Source organism: Nitrosococcus wardiae (assembly GCF_004421105.1).
Lineage (GTDB): Bacteria > Pseudomonadota > Gammaproteobacteria > Nitrosococcales > Nitrosococcaceae > Nitrosococcus > Nitrosococcus wardiae.
This window is the reverse complement of the sequence record NZ_CP038033.1, coordinates 3,120,753-3,142,684: the sequence shown is the minus strand read 5'-3', so window position 1 is coordinate 3,142,684 and position 21,932 is coordinate 3,120,753. Positions and strand designations below refer to the sequence as shown.

Sequence of the window (21,932 nt, the reverse complement as noted above, 5' to 3'; positions counted from 1 at the left end):
ATGGCAAAAATAAGCCGTACTTGGTGGGGACAACGCTTCCTTGAAGCTTTAGAGCGGTGCACTGATCCGGGGAGGTTAAGCCGTGGCCGCAGCTACTCAAGCCCTCGTCGCCTGTTGTCATTTTCCCTAGAAGGCGCCACCATCAAGGCCAAAATCCGGGGCAATGTTAATCCCTATTTTGGGGTCTACAAGGAGCCCCGCTATCAGGTAGAGATCCAGCTCCGGAGTATTCCAAGCAAAGCCTGGACCGGAATTATTCAGCGCTTGGGCAGCAACGCGGGCTGGCTGTCCCGCTTATTGCTGAATGAAATGCCCGATGACATCGAAGAAGCTTTTGCTGCAAGCCAACAGACTCTCCTGCCGGGCTCTGAAAAAGACTTAAAAACCGACTGTACCTGCCCGGATTGGGCCAATCCCTGCAAGCATGTGGCCGGCGTTTATTATCATGTGGCCCACTTGCTGGACCACGATCCTTTTTTGCTATTTCAATTGCGGGGCCTGAGCAAGGAAAAACTCCAGCAGAAATTGGCGAAAACGCCCCTCGGACAAGCCTTGGCCAATGAGTTATTGCCCCAGGAAGAGTTAACTCCCGAAGGGGTCTCTCATCGCTACCCCCAGCCCAACCTTCACCCTGTGGAAAAAAATCTCACTTACAAAGCTTTTTGGAGCGGTCATTCACTGCCTGATCGATCGGGACATCCGCAGGAGGCCCCCAGGGAGGGTGCGCCTCGGCCATCTTCAGGCGTTCCGGCGTTGTTAATCAAAAAACAGGGAGATTATCCCCCCTTTTGGGAACGTGATAATTCCTTTATTGAGGCCATGGAACATATCTATCAGCAGGTGCAGGCTAAGAATAAAGAAAGCCTATAGCTTCATGACCAGAAAAACTTCCGCAAAGGCCCCTTGGGGGGCAGCTTGCTGAGGATCGGCAAAGACCGCTCGCCAGCGATTGAGCCCCAAAATCCCTTCCCCATAGGGGATAGAAGCGATCTGACTTTTATGGGCTCCTATGGCCTGCAATTTTTTTCCTATCTGGTCATCGATATATTCAATGCGATCCCAACGGGGGAATAATCCCCAAACTTCATAGGCCCATACGGCGTCTATGGAGAGGGGCGTTTCCTCGATACATTCCCGGGTTAGTTGTCCCGCCAGACGGTGGGTGGGGTGCCTGTCCCAGCGATCATGGAGGGAATAGACCTCTTCGGGCCGTAATTGTTTGATAAGCGCGCCGAGCCGATCTTTTGCCAAACGGTAATTGGGAGCGTTTTTTAGATCAGGGAGATCAAAAGAAATCACTTCTTTAATCCCTAACACTTCTGCCGCTTGGGTAGCTTCTTGCTTGCGAATGTCCGCCATGGTTTCTTCCGACCAGCCAAAGGGATTCGGACTTCTTCTCCCATCTGTCAAAATCACCGCGGTAATGGGGGCGCCTGCGGCGGCCTTTTTGGCCGCCGTTCCCCCCATCCCGATTTCCATGTCATCGGGATGGGCGCTAATGATCAAAATCTGGCCCATGGCATTGCTTGTGCGTCTATTATGTCTATAAAACCTTCTTTATAGAGAGGAAAGAAAGTGTGCCTGATCAAGCTCGTCAGCGTAATCTCGCCACAGATCAGAGCCACAAGCGTCAAGTGCAGCAGTCGCCGATGCTGTGACTTTCCAAACGCAGAGTCAAGCGTTTATATTGAAGTTTAAGGGCGTGATAGATCGACCTGACCCTAGAATTGATTTGGTTCAGCATCGACAGGCACTCTCTCCTACCTGTGTGGTCTTGGAGGCCACGGGGGGTTGGAAATGCCTGCCACCGCCGCCTTGATTTCAGCCAAGCTGCCCGTGGCCGTTATCAATCCCCGCCAGACGCGCGGTTTTGCCAGTTTCTAGAGTGGGTATCGATATCCCACTCCTAAGGCTTTTTTTCCAGACGAGGGGGAGTGGGCCCGGAAGTTTCCGCCTCAATAAGCTCTGTGGGCTTGCGTCGCGCCAGGAGCTTTTTAGCCGCTTTCCCCGCCAGGCCATCCTGGCGGGCCCGTACCACATAACCAGTCAAAGCGCCACCGGCGGCTAATAAGGTCAGTAGGCCAATAGTAAAGAACTGAAAAGAAAGCAGCCCTATTCCTAGGCCTACTGCGCCAACCACGGTGGCTCCCACCTTGAAATTGGCTTTGGCATGGGCGCGGTTGGTTTCCTTTACAATCCGCTGCTGGGTTTGTTCGAATGCTTGTCTCTTTTCTTTCTCCGTGGCCACAAGGAGCTGTTCTCGTTCCCGAAGCAACTTCTCCTTCATCCGCGCTAGGGCATCTTTCTTCATGTGATTGGCGATGGAGGCAAACCAGAAAGCAGTCAGAAAACTTGCAGTCAGTGCCAGCAGACCATATAGCTGCCAGTTTGCTTCAGGGGTTTCCCCAAAGGCAAAAACAAGCACTGCGGTGGCCGCCTGAACAATGATAATCCCCGGGAGAAACCTGAACATTGACATAAGTGTGAACCTCTCGGGATAGCAATAGGATAGAGGCAGATGAAGCCAAGTTGTTACCTGGCAAAAAATAGTCGAGACTTTAATCAATTTCATTATAAGATACCCGCAAGGTGATTTGCGAGGTGACGATGAGTTATGGATAAATCCCCTGGAAAGACGGCCCAAGATCGGGTTCGGCAATACCACCAGCGCAGCAAACATCACCTCAACCACTACGCTAGAGGGCCAGGAGGACTTGATTGGGCCACTCAGCCCGATCCCTTCCGCCGTTATGCAGGGTGCGACTATGTGGGTTTGCCCCTTACCGCAGATAGTTTGCAAACATCTTACCCGGCGCTATATCGCCCCCAGGTGATACCACCCCAGCCTTTGGCCCTGGAGACGGTTGCCGCCTTGTTTGAACTGAGTTTTGGCATCTCGGCCTGGAAGCAATATGGGGGGACGCGCTGGGCGCTGCGCTGTAATCCTTCCAGTGGGAACCTGCATCCTACAGAAGCCTATTGTGTTTCCCCGAATTTACCTGGGCTTCCCGCGGGGGTTTATCATTATGTGAGCGATGATCATCGCTTGGAGCAGCGTTGCCGTTTTCCCCAAAATTTCCCCGAACAGGCGCTTTCTAAGGGGGGAATAGTGCTCGGTTTGTCCTCTATTCACTGGCGGGAGGCTTGGAAGTATGGTGAGCGGGCCTATCGTTACTGTCAGCATGATGTGGGACATGCCATTGCCGCTGTCGTCTATGCCGCTGCTACCCTGGGCTGGTCAATTCGAATCCTTCCTAACTGGAGTGATGATGACATTGCGGCCTTGTTAGGATTAAATCGGGATGCAGATTACCAAGGGGCAGAACGAGAGCATCCTGATTTGATGCTCCTGGTGGGACCGGATCTCGATGATTTTAAGCCCCGCTCTGCAGAACCCTGGCTAGCAGGGGCCGAAGCAGGCCAATGGCAGGGGCAGGCCAATGCTTTGAGTTCCCACCATCGATTTGAATGGCCCATCATCGAGGAAGTGGCTGAGGCTTGTCGCAAGCCTACTACCCAGGAAACTCCTTGGTGCGCCCCCCCTCTGCCTGGGCCCTTGCCAACCAGGGACAGATTTTTGGCGGTCAATCTTATCCGCCAACGTCGCAGTGCCCAGTCTTTGGATGGGGTGACGGCCATTCCAGCTCCAACCTTCTTTCGAATGCTAGAGATGACCTTGCCTAGGCCCGGGTGCCCCCCGTGGATGGCCTGGCCCTGGGCACCCCGGATTCACCTGGTGCTATTTGTCCACCGGGTAGAGGGCCTCTCTCCAGGCTTGTATCTCCTCATGCGTCGCCCCGATGTCCCCTTACGGGTTGCCCTGGGCGAGGAATTTTTATGGCAGCACCCTGAGCATTGCCCAGACCATTTGGCCCTTTACCAATTAGTGGAGGGCGACGCCCGACGGGCGGCGGGCATCATTTCCTGTCATCAAGCCATTGCCGCCGACGGGGCTTTTAGTCTGGGCATGATAGGTGAATTTGAGGCGGCAATTAGTGAGGGGCCTTGGGGGTATCGGCGGCTTTTTTGGGAAGCGGGCCTAATTGGACAGATACTCTATCTGGAAGCAGAGGCGGCCGGTGTTCGGGGGACGGGAATAGGTTGCTACTTTGATGATGCCATGCACCAAACCCTGGGATTGAGAGAGACCCAGTTTCAAAGCATCTACCATTTTACTTTGGGAGGCCCCCTTGAGGACACTCGCTTGCAAACTTTGCCCTCCTACGCTCATCTGCCTGAGCGGAGGAGGGCATCATCATTCCCTTTTAAAAGGGCAGGCCGTGAGCGGCTCCACCCATAAATAAAAGCATGGGGATGGAGAGCATGGTATTGGTGCGGGAGGCGAGAAAGGCGACCCGCTTGGCCTTGGCCTTTTGTGCCTCAGTGGCCGGAACTAAACCCAATACTTTTTTCTGATTGCGCCAAATCAGTCCCCAAACATTAAGCAGCATAATCGTCCCTAACCAAGCCCCCATGCCAATGGTGGTCAAGGCGATATCATTAGCCCCAATACCCAGGGTGAAGGCCCCATGCAAACTATACTGAGGCGCCGCCATTAAATAGTAAGCCCCGGACAGCCATGTCACCAGCGCCGACCATCTAAACCACGCTAAAGCTCGGGGGGCGATGTATTTGCTGATGGCGGCGGGGCCTGGACCCTTTTTATCCTTAGCCGCTTCAGCTAGGGCCGGGACCTGGATAAAATTAAAATAGTAAAGCAATCCGATCCAGGTGATGCCTGAGAGAAAGTGCAACCAACGATCAAGGGCAAGTGAGGTTATGGATTCCATAGGGTCATCTCCATTAAGTTTAATAGCCCGAATAATTCACGAGATCACCACAAAGGCACAAAGAAATTAAAAACTAGAATGGATTAAGAAGTTTTCCTTCATCTTCGTGTTCTTGGTGTCTTGGTGGTAAAAAAAGCAGGTTAGCCGCCTGCTATTATTTTGATAATGAAAGTCAGCACTGCCGCCAGGACGAACCCGGAAATAATCGTGCCCAGAATAGAATTTAAGGGGTTCATGGTATCCTCCCACTTTTTAGAACAGTCGTAGTTTTCTTAAAATTAATAGTTTATCACCTATGAACGCAAATATTTCAAGAGCTTAAAGACAGGCCAGTGTTGACCCGTCAGAAAATTATTCAAAGCATTTTTTGAAGCGTTTATTCGCGTGCATTGGCGGCTAAAAACCGAATCTAGGTTGTTCAATGTCTCTATTTTCCTTTGTCTCCGTGAAAGCTGATGCTCTAGCCAGCACCCTCTTGAGGAAGGCGTGAGGCAAGTAGTGTTTCCACTAGGTGGATATCTATGGGTTTTAACAGGTAGTGATCAAAACCCGCCTGCTCGGCGCGATCCCGGTATCCTTCTAAATCATGGCCAGTCCATGCAATCAACATCATTTCTTCTCGGGAATGTCTCTTCCGAAGACGGTGGGCTGTTTCAAAACCATCTATACCCGGCATGCTAATATCTAGGAATACCACCTCAGGTTGGAAATTTTGCGCCGCTTCAATGGCAGAGAGGCCATCAGGCGCCATTTTGACTTTGTGCCCCAAAGCTTCCAGCAGCAGGGTAAAGGAAGCGCGGACATCTGGTTCGTCATCGACTACCAGGATGCGACGCAAACCTTGACTCTGCGCGGTGCTGGGGGCGGGGGGGGATTCCTGAGAAGGGGGGTTCAGAATAAGCGGCAGATGGATAGTAAACTCACTTCCTCGTCCGGGGCCTTCACTAAATGCGGAAGCTTTTCCCCCATGCATCTCAGTTAAACGGCGGACCAGAGTTAGTCCTAGCCCCAGACCGCTTTGGGCTTGATCCAAGGAGCGGCCAGTCTGAGTGAAGACATCAAAAATATAGGGGAGTTTCTCGGGCAAGATCCCGACTCCATTATCCCGTACCTGGATGACCGCCTCGCCCTCTTGGGATTGGGTTACCTGCAAGTGGATGTGGCCGCCTGGTGGAGTATAGTTAACCGCATTGTTGAGCAAATTAGCGACGATTTGCACTAACCGCACAGGGTCCGCCTCCACTTTAAGTGGCTGCGCCGGGAATGACAGGGTGAGTTCATGGTGAGCCGTTTCAATGGCAGGCTGAGTGGTTTCAACCGCCTGCATGGCCACCTCTTTAAGCTCTACCGGTTGGGTTTTAAGATTGATTTTCCCAGTGACGATCCGGGCCACATTGAGCAGATCATCCACCAAGCGGGTCAGGTGTTTGGCCTGCCGATCAATGATATCAATACCCTTACTCTGAATAGCTGGATTATGAAGGTGCATCCGCATAAGCTCCACCGCATTGCAGATAGGGGCAAGGGGGTTACGCAGCTCATGGCCTAGCATGGCTAGGAATTCATTTTTACCCCGGTCAGTTTCTTTGAGTGTTTCTTGAACGTGGACCAGATCATGAATGTCGGAACAGGCGCCGAACCACTTCGTAATCTGACCGGTTTCATTGCGGATGGGATGGGCGCGGCCCTGAAACCAGCGGTAGCGGCCGTTGCCATCGCGAAGTCGATATTGGGCTTCAAATAGCTCACCGGTTTCCATTGAATGTTTCCAGCGGGTTTTTACCTGTTCCAAGTCATCCGGATGGAGGGCCGCCATCCAGCCAAATCCCTCTGCTGACTCGGGAGCGAGCTGGGTGTATTCGTAAAAGCGGGGATTGATATAGTCTCTGGAGCCATCCGGGCGGCTGGTGAAGATAATGTCTGGCACCGTTTCGGCCATAACTCGGAAGCGCTCCTCGCTTTCCCGGAGGGCTTCTTCAGTCTGCCGTTGCTCAGTGATATCAAAAATTAATCCGGCGATGGCGGTGGCGTATCCCTGGGAATTGCGTTCTACCGTGGTGCTGACCACCCGCCACCACCGCCATGAACCATCCTTGTGCCGCAGGCGGTACTCTTGGCGGAGGACGGGAATTAAATCCTGAACAAAATCATGATAAGCCTGTAGGGTCTGTTCGCGATCTTCAGGGTGCAGCCGCTGCTTCCACCAATCCCAACGCTCCGGCACAGGGGGTATCTCATCTAAGGAGTACCCCAGCATTTCGGCGAATCGTCTATCGATGCTCCCCCAACTGAGGTCGGTGGCAAACTCATAATAGCTGGCATTGCTGGCTTGAATAACCGCGCTCTGCCGCCGCCGGATCTCGCTTAGGGCTTCCTCAGCCTGTTTGCGCTCGGTAATGTCCATGAACGCGCCTACGCACCCCCGAACTTGGCCTTGTCCATCAAAGAAGGGGGAGGCGTAACCATAGACGCTGATTGCCGAGCCGTCATTGAAGACCAGATCAAATTCTGAATCCCGGACTTCCACGCCATGGGCCGCGGCATATTGCATGGGAAGTTCCTGGGGAGAAATTTCGTGGCCATTTCGGCAGGGCTTGTAGTGCAGAGGGCGTTCATTGGGCGGGGCTGTTTTCGACAGGTTAACCTAGAGGGGGAGTTGTAGTAACTCATGGGCGCTCGGGTTACCGGTGAGGCGTTGACATTCAGGATCATGGGCAAATTTTTTCCTTGAGTTTTCATGACGATCTGCTGCCTCGCTCCTAAATAGATAAATCCCCTTTAAATCAAAACATAGGATCTTGGCAATTTGGCGATAAAGTTTCACTTCGAAGTGTTTGATTTTTGAAAGCTGAAAAACAGTCGTTCGGGGGAAACAGAATTTAAGGATACCTTCAGCCGATTTTTTTGCTACCGATAAATTTTCAACCAAGATGGATCAAATACTTGAATAGCACACAATGAGCGATCATTACGATATCGAACTTTTGATTAAATCCCATATCCCTATCATCGTTATTGAAACCCATGAAGAACTGCGTGCTGTAGAACTATTAACCCAAATTACACGGCGCTTGGCTAGGCCGGTGTTTAAATGGAGTGTGACCGAAGGTTTGAGACGTCTCGACCAGGATTACGCTCCCCAACGCCATAATAGTCAACCGCTCGATGTTCTGCAGCATATTAAGGCGGTTTCCCTGCCAGGTCTTTTTATTCTCGCTGATTTTCACCCCTATTTGGAGGATCCCCTCCATGTGCGCTTATTAAAGGATATTGCCCTCACTTGTGAAGTGAGGAAACACACGCTGGTGTTGTTGAGCCATCATCTTGATATTCCGCCAGAATTACAAAAATTTTCAGCCCGGGCCGTGTTGACTTTGCCTAACCCATCAGAACTGCATGCCCTAGTGCGAGAGGTGGCCAGAGAGTGGTCTCTCCACCACAGCGGCCAATCAGTTAAGGCCGATCCACAGGCCCTTCAAATGCTGGTGAGTAACTTGTCTGGCTTAACCTATAGAGATGCTAAGCGGTTAGCTCGCAATGCCATTTTTAATGACGGGGCGATTACCCAAAGTGATCTGCAGCGGGTAATGAAGGCCAAATATGAGCTTCTCAATCAGCAAGGGGTCCTTACCTTTGAGTATGATACGGCACGTTTTTCCGATGTCGGCGGTTTTAAGCGACTTAAGCACTGGCTTGAGCAGCGCCGCCGCCCCGTAACGGAGGGTTTGCCGCCGCCCCATCTTGGGGCGCCAAAGGGGATTTTACTACTAGGCGTGCAAGGATGCGGTAAGAGCTTGGCCGCAAAGGCAGTTGCGGGGACTTGGGGCATTCCGTTGTTGCGGCTCGATTTTGGCACCCTTTATAATAAGTTCTTTGGTGAAACTGAGCGCAACCTGCGGGAGTCCCTAAAAACTGCTGAAGCCATGGCCCCTTGTGTGTTGTGGGCTGATGAGATTGAAAAGGGGGTCTCCACGGATGGCTCGGACAACGCCACCTCGCGCCGTGTGCTAGGAACTTTATTGACTTGGTTGGCAGAGAAAAAAACTCCTGTATTTATCGTTGCAACTGCTAATGATATTGAGGCTTTGCCACCGGAACTGGTCCGCAAAGGTCGCTTTGATGAGATATTTTTTGTTGATTTACCGGATCAACCTGCCCGTGAAGCCATTTTCCGTATTCATTTAGTTAACCGAAATGGGGATGGAGCGGCGATTGATATTCCCTCTCTTGCGGTGATGAGCGAAGGGTTTTCCGGTGCAGAAATCGAACAGGTGATTGTTTCCGCCTATTACTCCGCCCATGCACAAAATCTCACCCTGAATACCCAAACCATTGCCGCTGAGATTGCGCTGACACGGCCATTATCAGTGACGATGGCGGAGAAGATTGCCTATTTGCGGTCCTGGGCGGCTGAGCGGACAGTGCCGTGTGATTAATTATTTGCTTAAGGATATGCCATGTTACTTCGAGTCCTTGGTAGTATGTTGTTGCTTTTATTGCTGTTAGCGTTAGTGGGGTGTGTCCCCCGCATGCAACGTCCAGGTGAGCCGGTGCAAATGCCAAGACTTGGGGCGAAGCGGTTTATTACCGCAGATGGTGAAATCCTTCCCATGCGCGCTTGGCTCCCGGAGGAGAAAGCAACCTCCGTGGTGGTTGCCATTCATGGATTTAATGATTACAGCCACGCTTTTGAGGCGGTTGGGACTTACTTAGCGCAACATGGCGTGGCCGTCTATGCCTATGATCAGCGAGGATTTGGCGCTACTCGTCAGCGGGGAATCTGGCCTGGTGTTGAGTTACTTGCTAGTGATCTTAAGGCCTTTATCAAAGCCGTGGGCGCCCAATATCGGAATCAGCCCCTTTATCTTTTAGGGGAAAGCATGGGGGGGGCTGTCGCTATGGTGGCGATGACCGCTCCGGATGCACCCCCCGTGGAGCGCTTGATCTTAGTCGCTCCGGCGGTTTGGGGAGGGCAAAGTATGAATAGGTTTTACCGCTCAGTATTATGGGTGTCAGCCCATACGGTACCCTGGTTGAGGGTAAGTGGGCGAGGTCTGAAGATTAGAGCTTCAGATAATAACGAAATGCTGAGGCAAATGCGTAATGATCCTTTGGTGATAAAAAAAACCCGCATCGATGCCCTTTATGGGGTGGTTCATCTCATGGATAAGGCTCGGGCGGCCATCTCTCAGCTCTATACGCCTACCCTGGTGTTGTATGGAAACCAGGATCAAGTTATACCTAAACAGCCGGTTTGTCGTCTTCTGGAAGAAATCCCTGGACCCCGTTCGGCAGCTTTTTACCCAGAGGGTTACCATATGCTGTTGCGGGATCGGGAGGCTGAACGAGTTTGGCAAGACTTGGCTGAATGGTTGCAGGCCCCCTCCCGGGTATTTAGCTCTAACACCCCAGCCGGATGTTTGCCGTTGCTGGCGCAAACTGACTAGGACCTGTTAATCCTAAGCTGGGACGGTCAATTGCTTGGGGGTAATTTACCCTGGCATAATCTAGAAACTGCCGTTTCTAGGATAAACGGTTAATTCATCCACAATATATAGAGAGATTTGAAGAGGTGGGATATGCGGTCTAGCGGAACTTTGGCGCCTGATTGGAATATCGTCCAATGGTTTAATACCAGCCAGCCCTTGCAGTTGGCTGACCTTCGTGGAAAGGTCGTGGTTATACATGCTTTTCAAATGCTTTGCCCGGGGTGTGTGGTCCATGGTTTGCCTCAAACCCAGAAAATTTATAACACTTTTGATGCCAATGAGGTCGCCGTAATTGGGTTGCATACGGTGTTCGAGCACCATGAGGTGGTGACCCCCCAGGCCCTTGAAGCCTTTATTCACGAGTATCGTTATACCTTTCCTATCGGGGTTGACCAGCCGGACGGGCAGTCAGGACCCCCCCTGACGATGCGGGCCTATGGGATGCACGGAACTCCCACCCTGATCTTGATTGATCACAAGGGCTGCATCCGCAAGCATAGTTTTGGTCGCGATGACGATATGGGGATAGGGGCGGATATTGCGACCCTTATCAGCGAAGCCAAGACAGCTGCGGTTGAACCATCCAGCCCTGAAGAGGGGCGTGCGGTGGGTGGTGGTTGCGACGAAGAGAAATGCACCGCTTAGATGCTCTGATAACGTGGAGGAAGATCGCAGCATTCTAACCTCGCAGGCGGAGCCTCTGACCCCAGGGGAATCCATTAGGAACATTCTCGAGCGCCGCCTCAAGCGACGCACCGTGCTCAAGGGAGTCGGGGTAGTGGCGGCCGCTCCCGTGCTTTCCTTGCTCCCTTCCCTCTGGACCCCAGAAGGGGTGCAGGCAGCCCCTAAAGGGGGGTTAGGGTTTACGCCTATTGCTGGCAGCAGTGCCGATAAAGTCATCGTGCCGGAGGGTTATCAGGCCAGGGTACTGCTTTCCTGGGGTAAGGCCCTGTTTTCTGGGGTCCCGGATCTAGACACCGGGCATCTCGATATTTTATTGACTCCCCAGGGGGCGGAACTTCAGGCGAAGCAATTTGGTTATAATTGCGATTTCAACAGTTTTTTCTCCTTATTCCAATCCCATTCCTCCCGGGGATTATTAGCTACCCACCATGAGTTTACCTCCGAGGAGCTCATGTTCCCTGGTTGGCCTGGCGACGATGCTCCGGTCCGGACCGATTTCCTGCGTCAATTTCCCGCCGTAGTTTCAGTCATGAAAGCAGCCCACGGAGTTTCCATCGTCGAAGTGATTCGGCGGGATGGCCAATGGTATTTTAAGCAGGATTCCCCCTTTAATCGTCGGATTACGGGGGAAACTCCCATGGAGCTGACTGGACCGGCTGCCGGGCATAGTTTACTACAAACGGCGGCCGATCCTTCCGGTAAAAAGGTTTTGGGCACCTTGAATAATTGCGCTGGCGGCAAAACTCCCTGGGGAACATTACTGACCTGTGAGGAAAATTTTGATCAATACTTTGGCCATCTTGATGGGTTAAAAAAACAGGCGGAGAAAGAGGGAGAAAAGAGACCAGAATTAAAGAAATATGCGGTCTTTCATGGGCGTTTGCCCCTGCCGAGGGGGTTGAGTTCCCGGGGCTGGGAGTTGGTTGATAAGCGCTTTGATGTGGCTGAACATCCCACTGAGGCGTTTCGTTTTGGCTGGGTCGTTGAAATCGATCCCTATCACCCTGATTCTACTCCTAAGAAAAGAACCGCCCTGGGCCGGTTTAAACGTGAAGGAGCGAATGTGATGGTGGCGCCGGAAGGCCAGGTGGCGGTCTACTCTGGCGATGATACACCCTTTGAGTATATCTACAAATTCGTGAGCGATAAGGCCTACGATCCCCAGAACCGTGCCCATAATTTGACCCTACTGGATAAGGGCACCCTCTATGTGGCCCGTTTTCAGGATGATGGCACGGGGCAGTGGTTGCCGTTGGTGTTTGGGCAGACTCCCCTTGATGAGGATCATGGTTTTACCAGCCAAGCGGAAGTATTGATTAATACCCGGCGAGCCGCTGATCTGGTGGGGGCGACTCCCATGGATCGACCTGAAGATATTGAAGCTAATCCAGTCAATGGCAAAATTTATGTCCCCTTGACTAACAATTCTTGGCGCGGTGCGGAAGTGAATACTTTCAATGGCCGCCGGATTGCGGGCACAGCGGATGCCAAAAACCCGCGTACCCCGAACAAATGGGGGCATATTATTGAAATGACCGAACATTCCCATGATCCTACGGCACTGACCTTTAGCTGGGAGATCTTTATTCTTTGCGGTAACCCTTCTCATCCAGAAGGCAAGTTCCTAACGTCATTGACCGGTGCGGAGATCGGTCCCCAGGATACTTATTTTGGGGGCTATCCGGCTGCCTCCCAGGTTAGCCCCCTCGGCTCCCCGGATAATTTGGCCTTCGACCGCTTAGGCAACTTATGGATCGCTACGGATGGTAGACCTGATGCCCTAAACCTCTCCAAGCCTATTAACAATGGCCTCTATGGAGTGCCCACGGCAGGTAAGAACAGGGGATGGGTGCGTCAGTTCCTGAGTGGTCCCCAAGGGTGCGAGGTGTGTGGTCCGGAATTTACTCCGGATAACCGGACTCTCTTTGTCAGTATTCAACATCCGGGAGAGGGGGGCACTCTCCGCAAAGGGGTCAGTGATTGGCCTGAGGGTAAGGGCCGGCCTCCGCGGCCTAGTGTCATTGCCATAACCAGAAACGATGGGGGCAGAATTGGCAGCTGATGCCCGTCTCAGAAAATGGTCCTTTTTAAGAGCGTTACCGTAAAAGCAGGTTGGCCGTTTCGAAAAGATCAACGAGACGTGCTGCATAGTGATCCCGGACTTCATAGGGATATTGCTTCCTTTCCATAAAATTTTTTTCGAGACTATTTATGAGGGTTAGCAAGCGGCGTTTATGAAAGCCGAGTAGACGCTGCAGGGGGTCGGCGAGTACGCCCGAGAGGGCGGCAATGCAGGCCGTGATTGCCATAATGGTAATAGTTAACCCAATGATCAATTCGGCCGATGGGGAGGCTGGAAAAATACGGTACCAGATCCCGCCTAGGCTTGCGCCTAAGGGGAAAGCAGCGATAGCCATCTGCTGGGCAACCAAAGCTGCCGCGGCAGGCCCGAGGGATAAAGCCCCTAGGGTTACTTGTTTCACCGTCAGAGCTCCAGTGCCTAACAATAATAAGGCATTGGTAATATCTGCGGCAGCAGCACGGGCGCCGCAATAGGTCTCAAGGGTAGTGGTGAGCCGCTGCTGGGCTTCAGTGTCTCCCAGCCGCTGTGAGGCTGCAGCCAGGACTACTTCAAGAGCGTCTGCAACTCTGGGATCGGCAAGAATTTCCTCGGCCAGGGCATCCCGCGTGCTTTGCCGCGTCCCCTGTGGATAGGGCAGTTCTAGGAGCTCCGTGTGGAGCAGCCAGGTGATTTCCCTGGCCACATTGGTTTCCAGAAATAATTGCCGTCCTGCTAACCAGTCTGCCAACCGGTATGCACCAAACCATCTCAGTCCAGCAGCGCTTAACATGGCGCCAGCCTTGGGAATGACCAGGAGCATATTGACGGGGGCCACCAAGAGATCCCATCCGAGGGCGCGGCGGTGTAGACGGAGAGTGCCCTTGAAGCTGAAGTGCCGGTCTACAAACCCTGTCACCAGGGAGCGTCGTTTGGCAAAGTAACGGCGAATAGAGTCTTCGATAATAGTTTCGGCAATCTTCTTATCCAGGAGATTTGTTGAGAAATTAGAATCGACCCTGTTCTCTACTGCCGCCGTGGGTGTCCCATCAATCGGATTGGCTTGTTGCGGTAACTGACTCATTGAAGTGCGGCGACTAGCAATCGCAGGCTCTATAGAGAATACGGTAGATACGTCCCCCTTGGTCATCGCTGACATAGAGGGAACCATCCGGCCCTTCAGCGATTCCTACGGGGCGGTGGGCCGCAGCACGGGGATCCTTGTGCTGACCGGCAAAACCCTCAGCGAACACCTCCCAGGCGCCAGCAGGTTCTTTTTCCTTGAAGGGCACGAAGACAAGATGATAGCCGCCTTGGGGCAATGGGGCCCGATTCCAAGAACCGTGAAAGGCAACGAATGCACCTCCCTGATATTTTTTCGGGAACTGGTTGCCGGAATAAAAGTGCAAGCCATTGGGAGCCCAATGGGCGGGAAAGGCCATCAACGGATTTTGTTTCTCTTGACAGCGGCCCACCGTTTTTCCATCTCCCCCGTATTCGGGGGCTAAGACTTTTTGCTTTAGCGCCGGGTCATGGTAGCAGTAGGGCCAGCCAAAATCACTATTTTCTTCGATACGCACCAGCTCTTCTGAGGGCTTTTCCGCATTCTGGGTCTCGTTGAAGTGAGGCCACAGATTTAACTGATCCCGTCCGTGGATCACCCCATAGAGTTCGCCGTCTTGGGGGCGCGCCGCAAGGGCAACCGTATTGCGAAGGCCGGTGGCAAAGCGAGCGCCATCTTGTTGATCCTGATGGGACTGATGGGCGTCAAAGCGCCAAATTCCAGCGCGGGTATTGAGTTCATCGCAAGGATCTTTTCCCGGCGAACCCGCAGCCCGGTCTTGTTTTTGACAGGCGTTGGAGGGGGAGCCAATATTGACATAAAGCTTGTCCTCAGACCCGAAAGCGATGCTTTTAGCCCGATGACCATGCGCTGCTGGCAGTCCTTGGACAATGGTCTCGGCTGCCCCCGCAGGTTCTAAATTTCCGGCACGCCATGGATAGCGTATGACGGTGTCATGGGTAGAGAAATAAAGATAGCCGCCATGAAACTCCACATCATCTCCAGAGCCGCTACCAAAACGCTTCTTTATGTCGGCAACGCCATTCCCCGTCGTATCCCGCAGCCCCAGGACTCCGCCTGGCCTATCGGTTGTACCGATGGCAACGAATACATCCCCATTGGGGGCAACCGTCAAATGGCGCGCTTGGCCCACTTGATCCGCTACAATAAGCGCGCAAAAGCCTTTGGGTAAGATGAGTCCCCCGTTATCTGGATCACAAGCAGGTTGTGCTAGCGCGGCAGTAGAAATCGAGGTCCAGAATAATAGCATGAAGGCTCCCCAAACGGGGAGGTCATTTCGTCTTTTTGCCATGAAACTTTTCCAAGAGGAGGTGATATTCATTCATCGTTTATTTTAGGGATGAGCTGGAACAACACTGTGGGCGGTTAAGGGGACAGGATAGGTGAGGGGAGAGAAAATTGCCACTCCCAGAGAAGGAGCAATTCATTCTCAGGCGACCTCCTTAGAGCGCAGGAGTCGTTGTGGATTGAAAACGCTTCCCTGATTCGAGTAGCTGTTTTAGGTTAGAAACTACGCTTTCGCTACCTGCCTTGACCGAGTAGGCGATAGCACTTTCAAAGGGTCTCATAAAAAGCTCTAGTTTCAATTCGAAGGTAAAGCAGACCCGGGTAGTTTCATTTATGGGTTCGAAATCATAGAGTGCTCGATAATGGGGACTTGATGTGCTTTCAAACCATATCCGTCGTGGCGGTTGATACTCAACCACCTGAAAAGTCGATTCCGTTTGACGACCGCTATCTATGCGTACCTGTCTGGCCAGGGTCCCTGCTCTCACTGGGCCACTGGTTATCTTTTCAAGTTCGATCACCTCGGGGGACCATTTGGGGTAATTTTCGAAAAAATCAACGGAGACGTACCGGAAGACATGCGCCAATGGGCGATCAACAAGAATGCTTGATTGGGCTTTAATCATCGTGTTTTCTCCTCACATATTTTAAAACTAGCAAATGGGGTATTAATCTCAAGAGGAGTTCACTCGTCTAGAGAGGGGTATTAGAATGGCGGTATCTGGAAAGTCATTGGGGAGAATCCTATGATGGGCAAAATAACATTAAAGATTAGAGTCCTTCGTTCTTTAATAATTCTTGGATTGGGTGGGGCCGTTGGTGCCCATAGTTTGGTCTTCGCAGAAGAGCTTCCAAAGCAATCCGTATTGCCCCTTGCTTTGGCCAATAAGGCGGCACTTGCTGCGGTTGATCAGTGTAAGAAAGAAGGTTATCGAGTCAGTGCTGCGGTAGTGGATGGGGCTGGCGTTGTGGTAGCGCTGCTAAGAGGGGATGGCGCCGGCGCCCATACCGTTGATAGTAGCCGGGGTAAGGCCTACACGGCTGCAAGCTTGCGGGAACCGACTCAAAAGCTAGCGCGGCTCATTGCCCAAACGCCAGAAATTCAAGCACTAAGAGATATGAATGAATCTATTTTGATCCTTGGGGGAGGGCTGCCCATCAAGATAGGGGGTGAAATTGTGGGCGGTATTGGTGTAGGCGGCGCTCCCGGGGCTATTTTAGATGAGAACTGCGCCCGCGCCGGTTTAGAAAGTTTGGGTGCAGATCCCTATAAAGAAAATAATTAGTAGCTGTGGGCAGAAGAGGTTACCGCTATGGATGAGAATAAGAAAGCTGAAGAGCTGATTTCCACAACGGATGAGTTAGCAGCCAAAACGGCCACCCTTGATGAGCAAAGCCGTTCTCTTAAGGCGACAACTCAGGAATTAACTCGCCGTACTGAAGAGCTGAACACTAAAATCGGTGAGTTGACCCAAAAGAGCGATAGCGCGGAGTCCCTGCTTGGGGCCCTGAAGGGCCGCTCCGACACCCTGGAGACCAGCACTCGCCAACTTGCTTCCGAGACCCAGGAGCTTCAGACCAAGACCGGCGATCTGGCCACTAAAGTGGAAGAGGCCTTAGGTGCGGCAACGACTCTAGAACGAAAGGTCAGCGGTCTGACCACTTCTAAAGACGAGCTGGCAGTCCAATTGGACGCCTTAAAAGCCGATTCAGATGAATTAAATACCCGGACCACCAAGCTTGAAAACAAGTCCGCCAATCAGGCCTCGCAACTTAGGGCGCTTGGAGCTCGAACGGATAAGCATATCTCCCGCTCCCATAAATTTTTCTGGGTGCTAGGGATTGCCGTAGCTCTCTGGCCAGTTGCTGGGGTTTGGTTGCATCTCAATCATACTAAAAAATTAGCGGCCCAAGTGCCTATGGAAGGTCCAGCGTCGGCAACATTAATAGGCCAGTTGAATGAGGCGGACCAGGCCCAAAATGAGCTTCAAGCCCAGATTGCACAAACCCAACCGCAAGACGCTCAAACCAGTGGGGAACTGGAAGCAGTTCAAGAAACGCTTATCCAACATAACCGTTTATGGAGCGATCTTAAGCAAAAAACAGTCGGCTTAAATGCTTCCATGGGGCAGTTAGAGCAGCGGGTCAGTGCTCTTGAGCAAAAGTCGCTGCTGAGAGAGGAGATTAGCCGTTTGGGGCCTAGCTTGCATAACGCTAATTGGTTGCTCGGCCAACCGCCTGAACACTATACGCTGCAATTGTTAACTGCAATCAATGAGGCGTGGCTGGCGGATTTTATTGAGCGTTATCCGCCTCCTCCGAATTCGGTCCATTTCCATACTGCTGAGGGGGGATGGTATCGGCATAGGGTGGTCACTGGCGTTTATGAGAATATTGCCTCCGCTTCGCAAGCTCTGCAAGCACTTCCCGACCCTTGGAAAAAATACAACCCCTGGATTCGGAGAATAGGCCCTATTCAGCAAAATATTTCAGCCCGTCCCGGGGAGTAAACCATAGAGGTTCAAAATGGCGGGGTTTATTTCCCCAGCAAGAGGTCTTTGGCTTGGTTAATTTTGGCAGCAAGATAATCGGATCCTCCATGATCCGGGTGGACTTTCTGCATGAGCCGGCGGTGGGCGGCAACGACTTCCTGTTCACTGGCGCCGGTCGCCAAGCCTAGGATCTGATAGGCCTCTTCCGGTGACATTCCCCCATTACCGGAGGGGTGATCTTGCTGGGTTTTGGCATTGGCTTGGTCTTGCCAATCTTCTCCGTAGACCCGCTCCAAATAGGCCCGTACTAGGGCCGCCGATTCTTCATCTGTCGCCTGACATTCCAGAAGCAACTGAGCCAGATCCGGTAGGCCTAGGGTGTCCAGGGATTTGCCGGCGAAACTGCCTGCCAGCACTTCTCCTGTCATCTCTCCAGTCTCGTGATCCAGGGTCATGCGCACAAACCGTGCTTCCACGGTAGAACGGTGAGGGGCGGCACTTCCGGAGCCGGCATTCCCAAAACCGGTATTGACGCGCTGGTAAGCCCATAACCGTTGCAACAGGGGAACAAAGCGGAGTAAGGGCAACAGCCGTGCAACCCCTGCCGCTAGGGCGCCTAACAGTGCCATCACCCAGGGCAGTCGGCCTGTGGCCATAAGAAATAAGAAAAGGCCGATAGCCAGTGCAATACCGGCCCGGCGCATATACTGGATTACCACCGGGCGCGGGGTTTGGTCAATCCAGCGGCGTAGTAAAATGGCCCCAATGAGGACCAGCAAAGCAAGCAGAACAGCAGGACGCACGTTGACTAATCTTTTTTGACTTGATGAATGAGCTGCAAGGTCACTCCACCTTGGCGCTGGCTAAAGTTTTCCAAGGCATGCCGTCCTCCGGTGGCATAGACTGCCACGGCGCTTAATAGATCACGCAATTGCTCCGCGCTGGCGGCATTAAAGCGGCAATAGGCGCCCTGGGTTAATTGGGCTATTTGCCGAAAGGCCTGTTCCGCCAGGGGGTCATAGCCTTCCTGAAACACAAAGACGGGTATGCCTAGAACCCCAAGCTCACCGGCAATATGACAGAGACGATCCACGTTCTCTTCCATGCAATCGCCCACGAAAACCAAGGCGTTGACTTTTTGTTTTCGGGCTTCATTCCGGGCATGCTGCAATAGCCTTTCAATTTGAGTGTAGCCACCAAGGCAACTCACGGCAGTCATCTGTTTCAGGAGCGCATCGGAGTGGCGGACCCAAGGACTGGCGAAAAATTCTTTAAACCCCCGATAATAACATAGCTGGATTTCAAGCCCACCCAGGGCGGCCGTTTCCTGGAACATCCGGGCCTGGAGATGGCAAGCTCGGTCCCAGGTGGGTTCCCGGCTTGCGGTGGCATCCATGGCGAAGATGAGGCGGCCATAGCGGCCACTGGATTTAATCCGGGGCATGGCCGCGACTTTTTTAAGGAACGCATCCACTTCAGTGCTGCGGGCTTCTGGTTGAAGTGATTTGCCTGCTTTTTCTGTCATAGTCTTAGGATAATACAATAAGATAGGGAACGGTTTAGCGTGTAAATAAGTAAGTTTCTTATTGTTATTAGGCGCAAAGTGATGGCGTAGGTTTCAATGAATACCAATCATTTGCAGAAATCTTATCAAAAGGCCCATATTGATTGGCTTTTGCTCCGATATCCACTGGATGCAACAGCCCGTAATCGGCATCTTGAAGCCCAAGCTTTAAGTCAGCTATCGGCGGGTGAGAGGCTTCGGGTTTTGGATCTAGGAGCCGGTGCCGGGGCTAATGTTGGCTATTACTGTCGCCTTTTGCCTCCCCCGGCCCAGTGGTGGTTGGTGGAGCGGGATGCTGGGCTTCTAAAGCAGCTTCCTCGGTTTGTTAAGGGTGTGGGAGAAGAAGAGGGCAATAATATTATCCCCAAAGCCATCCATCCTGTGAGAGGGAATTTCTTAGATCCGAATTGCCCTATTTATAGCCACTCCTTTGAGCTGGTCCTTGCCAATGCCGTCTTCGATCTCTTAAGCGCCGATCAATTTCAGCGGTTACTCCAGCTATTTCGCCAGGCCTGGGGAAAACCTTTCCCCCTGTTTTTATTTACCCTCAACCTGGATCGAGGCCTTTGTTTTGATCCGACTGATAAAGAAACGGAATACTGGTGTCGGCGTTACGAAGAGCATATGCACCGGCCCCAGCATTTTGGCCGGGCCATGGCAGCCCATTGTGGGCAGTGGATGGAGGAATTGTTCCTGGAGCATGGCTTTAAGGTGGAAAGCGGCCCCTCCGTTTGGGAAATATCCCCTCTGCAAACGGGTGCTCTCCTGGCAAAACTCGATTTTTTCGAAAAGGCAATGACTGCATGGATGGGAACCGATACTCGGCAGAGGAATTCATTCCAACAATGGTTAGCGCAAAAACGGCAGCAGGCGTATCAGCAAGAACTTTCATTGTTGGTTCCTCATCGGGATGTGTTGGCGAGGATGTAGTTAGGACATCAGAAGTGTGGTTTGTGTTCGCTGAAATAGATGATATCCGCACCGGAAGTTAGCGTTCTTTCTTTGATTAAATTGGTATGAGATAGGTGTCTGGTCCAAGTATAATCACTCTCCCAAGGCTTCTAAAAAATACTGGAAAGCCATTTCCCAGGTTGGCAAGAAAGTTTTTTCTTTAATCTTCTGTGCTTGCTTCTTTAACAGATAAAGTTCTTTGGGATGGTGAAGTAATTTTGTCAGGGTTGATTTAAAATTTTTTTGATCCCCCACTGGAATTAAAAATCCATTTTCCCCTTCTTTAATCCACTGCGAGGTTTCGCCTACTCTGTAAGCCAAGACCGGAATACCCGCTGCTACCGCCTCAGCAATAGCCATGCCATAAGACTCAAAGCGTGAGGCTGAGACTAAAAGATCGGCGTCGGTTAATAATTTGCCGAGGCGTGAATGGGGAACGCTGTGGTATAAGTGGACTGATTCTTTTAAGTTGCTATTATTTAATTTTCTTTGAAAGTGACAGTAAACTTCAGGTTCTGTATGCAAATCACCCAGCAACCTCCAGGTGCCTTTAAAGGGAGGAGTTAGTTGCTGTAAGTGAGACAAAATGTCTAATTGCCCTTTGCTGGGGCTTAAAGTGCCGACGGTTATTAATCGGGGGAAAGGATCCTTATTCCAGAGATCAGATGGGGCGGTATCCAGTTCGGTAAACTCAATGCCGGGAGGGCAATGATAAATAGTGCCAGTGTATAAAGATTCATTTTTCAAATAATCGGCTAGGATAGAACCGGGGACAAGTACCCCATCTGCCAAGGTAAATAAGTAGCGTTCTTTTTCTTGCAAGGCTTTCCGTGTTGTAGCAGAAAGAACAGGGTCCATGCAGGGTAGAAAATGGAGCAAAAAATAAAGACGGGTTGGGGTGTCTCTTTTGGCAAGGGCATGATTTAGGCGAACTGGATTGAGGTCAGTAAGGTAAAGACTATCCAGGACAATATGGGCCGGTGCGGTGGAGGGGAGGAATTGGATCTTAGCGGGTATGTCTTCGGCATCAGCATGAATGCCGACCCCGGCTCCCGTGGCGGTGAGACGTTGGCACAGGGCCTCATTGACCCGGAATCCTCCAGAAACGCGGGCTTTAGGCGCGGGCGCCATTAGGTAAATCATGGTTCAAGTGACCGTTCCCTCGTAGGAGCCCCTGGCCACATGGCTTTCTTCCAGGGTAATTTTCAGTGTTCCCTGGAAAGAGTCCCGTACCCGTTTGGCAAGTTGGCCGTGAATATAGTGAGCCAAGTATTCGGTGGTGGTATTAACGCCACGGAAGGGCTCTTCTTCATCCAGGTTTTTATAGTTAAGCAAGGCCAGGACGGCTTTTAGGGCATTGAGAGCCAGGCCGATGTCAATGACTATGCCATCCTGGCTGAGTCTCTCGGTACGAAACTCGGCGGTCACATTATAGGTGGCGCCATGAAGCTTTTGCGCGGGGCCAAAAACTTCTCCTTGCAAACTGTGGGCAATCATAAAATGGTCTTTAACGGCAATGGCATACATAAGTA

General features: G+C 52.0%; 22 protein-coding genes. 10 read left to right on the top strand and 12 right to left on the bottom strand.

Features of this window, described 5'->3' with window-relative positions:
• Positions 1 to 870 (top strand): SWIM zinc finger family protein, encoded by an 870-nt coding sequence (locus E3U44_RS14910; protein WP_134358915.1) that lies wholly within the window; start codon positions 1 to 3, stop codon positions 868 to 870.
• Here E3U44_RS14910 and E3U44_RS14905 read toward each other — a convergent pair.
• Both E3U44_RS14905 and E3U44_RS14900 read right to left on the bottom strand, forming a co-directional pair.
• Positions 865 to 1,518, bottom strand: a complete 654-nt coding sequence (locus E3U44_RS14905) for a PIG-L deacetylase family protein (protein ID WP_134358914.1) — start codon at positions 1,516 to 1,518, stop codon at positions 865 to 867. The two genes, E3U44_RS14910 and E3U44_RS14905, sit on opposite strands and share 6 nt — an antisense overlap.
• Positions 1,519 to 1,906: 388 nt before the next feature.
• The gene (locus E3U44_RS14900) at positions 1,907 to 2,479 is read right to left on the bottom strand and encodes a hypothetical protein (protein WP_134358913.1); all 573 of its coding nucleotides are present in this window, start codon (positions 2,477 to 2,479) and stop codon (positions 1,907 to 1,909) included.
• A 135-nt stretch (positions 2,480 to 2,614) separates the two neighbouring features.
• Between E3U44_RS14900 and E3U44_RS14895 the strand changes: the two genes are divergently transcribed.
• Positions 2,615 to 4,300, top strand: a complete 1,686-nt coding sequence (locus E3U44_RS14895; protein ID WP_134358912.1) for a SagB/ThcOx family dehydrogenase — start codon at positions 2,615 to 2,617, stop codon at positions 4,298 to 4,300.
• On the opposite strand, the gene E3U44_RS14890 is transcribed toward E3U44_RS14895, so the two are convergent.
• From E3U44_RS14890 to E3U44_RS14880, 3 genes are all read right to left on the bottom strand, one after another.
• On the bottom strand, positions 4,266 to 4,790 hold the full coding sequence (locus E3U44_RS14890; RefSeq protein ID WP_134358911.1) for a urate hydroxylase PuuD: 525 nt from the start codon (positions 4,788 to 4,790) through the stop codon (positions 4,266 to 4,268). The genes E3U44_RS14895 and E3U44_RS14890 overlap by 35 nt on opposite strands.
• 460 nt (positions 4,791 to 5,250) lie before the next feature.
• A complete protein-coding gene (locus tag E3U44_RS14885; RefSeq protein ID WP_134358910.1) occupies positions 5,251 to 7,341 on the bottom strand; it encodes a PAS domain-containing hybrid sensor histidine kinase/response regulator in 2,091 nt (696 codons plus the stop codon).
• Positions 7,342 to 7,434: 93 nt separating this feature from the next.
• Complete coding sequence (locus tag E3U44_RS14880; RefSeq protein ID WP_134358909.1) at positions 7,435 to 7,719, bottom strand: hypothetical protein; 285 nt, start codon at positions 7,717 to 7,719, stop codon at positions 7,435 to 7,437.
• Between the two features lie 28 nt (positions 7,720 to 7,747).
• On the opposite strand from E3U44_RS14880, the gene E3U44_RS14875 reads away from it, so the two are divergent.
• From E3U44_RS14875 to E3U44_RS14860, 4 genes are all read left to right on the top strand, one after another.
• A complete protein-coding gene (locus E3U44_RS14875) occupies positions 7,748 to 9,226 on the top strand; it encodes an AAA family ATPase (RefSeq protein WP_134358908.1) in 1,479 nt (492 codons plus the stop codon).
• A gap of 21 nt (positions 9,227 to 9,247) precedes the next feature.
• Positions 9,248 to 10,237 carry an alpha/beta hydrolase gene (locus tag E3U44_RS14870; RefSeq protein WP_134358907.1) on the top strand — a complete coding sequence of 330 codons (990 nt, stop codon included), beginning with the start codon at positions 9,248 to 9,250 and terminating at the stop codon, positions 10,235 to 10,237.
• Between the two features lie 132 nt (positions 10,238 to 10,369).
• A complete protein-coding gene (locus E3U44_RS14865) occupies positions 10,370 to 10,924 on the top strand; it encodes a peroxiredoxin family protein (protein WP_134358906.1) in 555 nt (184 codons plus the stop codon).
• Positions 10,890 to 13,025: a PhoX family protein gene (locus E3U44_RS14860; protein ID WP_240761531.1), complete on the top strand. Its 2,136-nt coding sequence runs from the start codon at positions 10,890 to 10,892 to the stop codon at positions 13,023 to 13,025. Before E3U44_RS14865 ends, E3U44_RS14860 begins: the two co-directional genes overlap by 35 nt.
• Before the next feature lie 34 nt (positions 13,026 to 13,059).
• Here the strand turns inward: E3U44_RS14860 and E3U44_RS14855 are convergent, their stop codons facing one another.
• From E3U44_RS14855 to E3U44_RS14845, 3 genes are all read right to left on the bottom strand, one after another.
• Positions 13,060 to 14,106, bottom strand: a complete 1,047-nt coding sequence (locus tag E3U44_RS14855) for a DUF6635 family protein (protein WP_134358904.1) — start codon at positions 14,104 to 14,106, stop codon at positions 13,060 to 13,062.
• A 13-nt stretch (positions 14,107 to 14,119) separates the two neighbouring features.
• Positions 14,120 to 15,397 (bottom strand): PQQ-dependent sugar dehydrogenase, encoded by a 1,278-nt coding sequence (locus E3U44_RS14850; RefSeq protein ID WP_134358903.1) that lies wholly within the window; start codon positions 15,395 to 15,397, stop codon positions 14,120 to 14,122.
• Between the two features lie 151 nt (positions 15,398 to 15,548).
• On the bottom strand, positions 15,549 to 16,019 hold the full coding sequence (locus E3U44_RS14845) for an SRPBCC family protein (protein WP_134358902.1): 471 nt from the start codon (positions 16,017 to 16,019) through the stop codon (positions 15,549 to 15,551).
• A 120-nt stretch (positions 16,020 to 16,139) separates the two neighbouring features.
• Here E3U44_RS14845 and E3U44_RS14840 point away from each other — a divergent pair, with 120 nt between their 5' ends.
• Positions 16,140 to 16,679, top strand: coding sequence for a GlcG/HbpS family heme-binding protein (locus E3U44_RS14840; RefSeq protein WP_134358901.1), 540 nt, complete (start codon positions 16,140 to 16,142; stop codon positions 16,677 to 16,679).
• Positions 16,680 to 16,706: 27 nt separating this feature from the next.
• On the top strand, positions 16,707 to 17,903 hold the full coding sequence (locus tag E3U44_RS14835) for a hypothetical protein (protein ID WP_134358900.1): 1,197 nt from the start codon (positions 16,707 to 16,709) through the stop codon (positions 17,901 to 17,903).
• A gap of 26 nt (positions 17,904 to 17,929) precedes the next feature.
• Here E3U44_RS14835 and E3U44_RS14830 read toward each other — a convergent pair whose 3' ends face one another.
• Both E3U44_RS14830 and E3U44_RS14825 read right to left on the bottom strand, forming a co-directional pair.
• Positions 17,930 to 18,688: a DnaJ domain-containing protein gene (locus E3U44_RS14830; protein WP_134358899.1), complete on the bottom strand. Its 759-nt coding sequence runs from the start codon at positions 18,686 to 18,688 to the stop codon at positions 17,930 to 17,932.
• Between the two features lie 5 nt (positions 18,689 to 18,693).
• Positions 18,694 to 19,410 carry a vWA domain-containing protein gene (locus tag E3U44_RS14825; RefSeq protein ID WP_134358898.1) on the bottom strand — a complete coding sequence of 239 codons (717 nt, stop codon included), beginning with the start codon at positions 19,408 to 19,410 and terminating at the stop codon, positions 18,694 to 18,696.
• A gap of 96 nt (positions 19,411 to 19,506) precedes the next feature.
• Here E3U44_RS14825 and E3U44_RS14820 point away from each other — a divergent pair, with 96 nt between their 5' ends.
• Positions 19,507 to 20,379, top strand: a complete 873-nt coding sequence (locus E3U44_RS14820; RefSeq protein ID WP_134358897.1) for a class I SAM-dependent methyltransferase — start codon at positions 19,507 to 19,509, stop codon at positions 20,377 to 20,379.
• Positions 20,380 to 20,493: 114 nt separating this feature from the next.
• Here the strand turns inward: E3U44_RS14820 and E3U44_RS14815 are convergent, their stop codons facing one another.
• Positions 20,494 to 21,222 carry a glycosyltransferase family 4 protein gene (locus E3U44_RS14815; RefSeq protein ID WP_240761526.1) on the bottom strand — a complete coding sequence of 243 codons (729 nt, stop codon included), beginning with the start codon at positions 21,220 to 21,222 and terminating at the stop codon, positions 20,494 to 20,496.
• 150 nt (positions 21,223 to 21,372) lie between these two features.
• Here E3U44_RS14815 and E3U44_RS20115 point away from each other — a divergent pair, with 150 nt between their 5' ends.
• Positions 21,373 to 21,534: a hypothetical protein gene (locus E3U44_RS20115; protein WP_240761524.1), complete on the top strand. Its 162-nt coding sequence runs from the start codon at positions 21,373 to 21,375 to the stop codon at positions 21,532 to 21,534.
• 12 nt (positions 21,535 to 21,546) lie between these two features.
• Here E3U44_RS20115 and E3U44_RS14810 read toward each other — a convergent pair whose 3' ends face one another.
• The gene (locus E3U44_RS14810) at positions 21,547 to 21,927 is read right to left on the bottom strand and encodes a 6-pyruvoyl trahydropterin synthase family protein (protein ID WP_134358895.1); all 381 of its coding nucleotides are present in this window, start codon (positions 21,925 to 21,927) and stop codon (positions 21,547 to 21,549) included.
• Positions 21,928 to 21,932: the final 5 nt, after the last annotated feature.

Coding starts and splice junctions, on each gene's coding strand:
- E3U44_RS14835 (WP_134358900.1), top strand. CDS start 16,707: ATGGATGAGAATAAGAAAGCTGAAGAGCTGATTTCCACAACGGATGAG.
- E3U44_RS14895 (WP_134358912.1), top strand. CDS start 2,615: ATGGATAAATCCCCTGGAAAGACGGCCCAAGATCGGGTTCGGCAATAC.
- E3U44_RS14810 (WP_134358895.1), bottom strand. CDS start 21,927: ATGTATGCCATTGCCGTTAAAGACCATTTTATGATTGCCCACAGTTTG.
- E3U44_RS14845 (WP_134358902.1), bottom strand. CDS start 16,019: ATGATTAAAGCCCAATCAAGCATTCTTGTTGATCGCCCATTGGCGCAT.
- E3U44_RS14905 (WP_134358914.1), bottom strand. CDS start 1,518: ATGGGCCAGATTTTGATCATTAGCGCCCATCCCGATGACATGGAAATC.
- E3U44_RS14890 (WP_134358911.1), bottom strand. CDS start 4,790: ATGGAATCCATAACCTCACTTGCCCTTGATCGTTGGTTGCACTTTCTC.
- E3U44_RS14865 (WP_134358906.1), top strand. CDS start 10,370: ATGCGGTCTAGCGGAACTTTGGCGCCTGATTGGAATATCGTCCAATGG.
- E3U44_RS14900 (WP_134358913.1), bottom strand. CDS start 2,479: ATGTCAATGTTCAGGTTTCTCCCGGGGATTATCATTGTTCAGGCGGCC.
- E3U44_RS14820 (WP_134358897.1), top strand. CDS start 19,507: ATGAATACCAATCATTTGCAGAAATCTTATCAAAAGGCCCATATTGAT.
- E3U44_RS14825 (WP_134358898.1), bottom strand. CDS start 19,410: ATGACAGAAAAAGCAGGCAAATCACTTCAACCAGAAGCCCGCAGCACT.
- E3U44_RS14870 (WP_134358907.1), top strand. CDS start 9,248: ATGTTACTTCGAGTCCTTGGTAGTATGTTGTTGCTTTTATTGCTGTTA.
- E3U44_RS20115 (WP_240761524.1), top strand. CDS start 21,373: ATGGGCCGGTGCGGTGGAGGGGAGGAATTGGATCTTAGCGGGTATGTC.
- E3U44_RS14850 (WP_134358903.1), bottom strand. CDS start 15,397: ATGGCAAAAAGACGAAATGACCTCCCCGTTTGGGGAGCCTTCATGCTA.
- E3U44_RS14910 (WP_134358915.1), top strand. CDS start 1: ATGGCAAAAATAAGCCGTACTTGGTGGGGACAACGCTTCCTTGAAGCT.
- E3U44_RS14875 (WP_134358908.1), top strand. CDS start 7,748: ATGAGCGATCATTACGATATCGAACTTTTGATTAAATCCCATATCCCT.
- E3U44_RS14885 (WP_134358910.1), bottom strand. CDS start 7,341: ATGCAATATGCCGCGGCCCATGGCGTGGAAGTCCGGGATTCAGAATTT.
- E3U44_RS14840 (WP_134358901.1), top strand. CDS start 16,140: ATGATGGGCAAAATAACATTAAAGATTAGAGTCCTTCGTTCTTTAATA.
- E3U44_RS14855 (WP_134358904.1), bottom strand. CDS start 14,106: ATGAGTCAGTTACCGCAACAAGCCAATCCGATTGATGGGACACCCACG.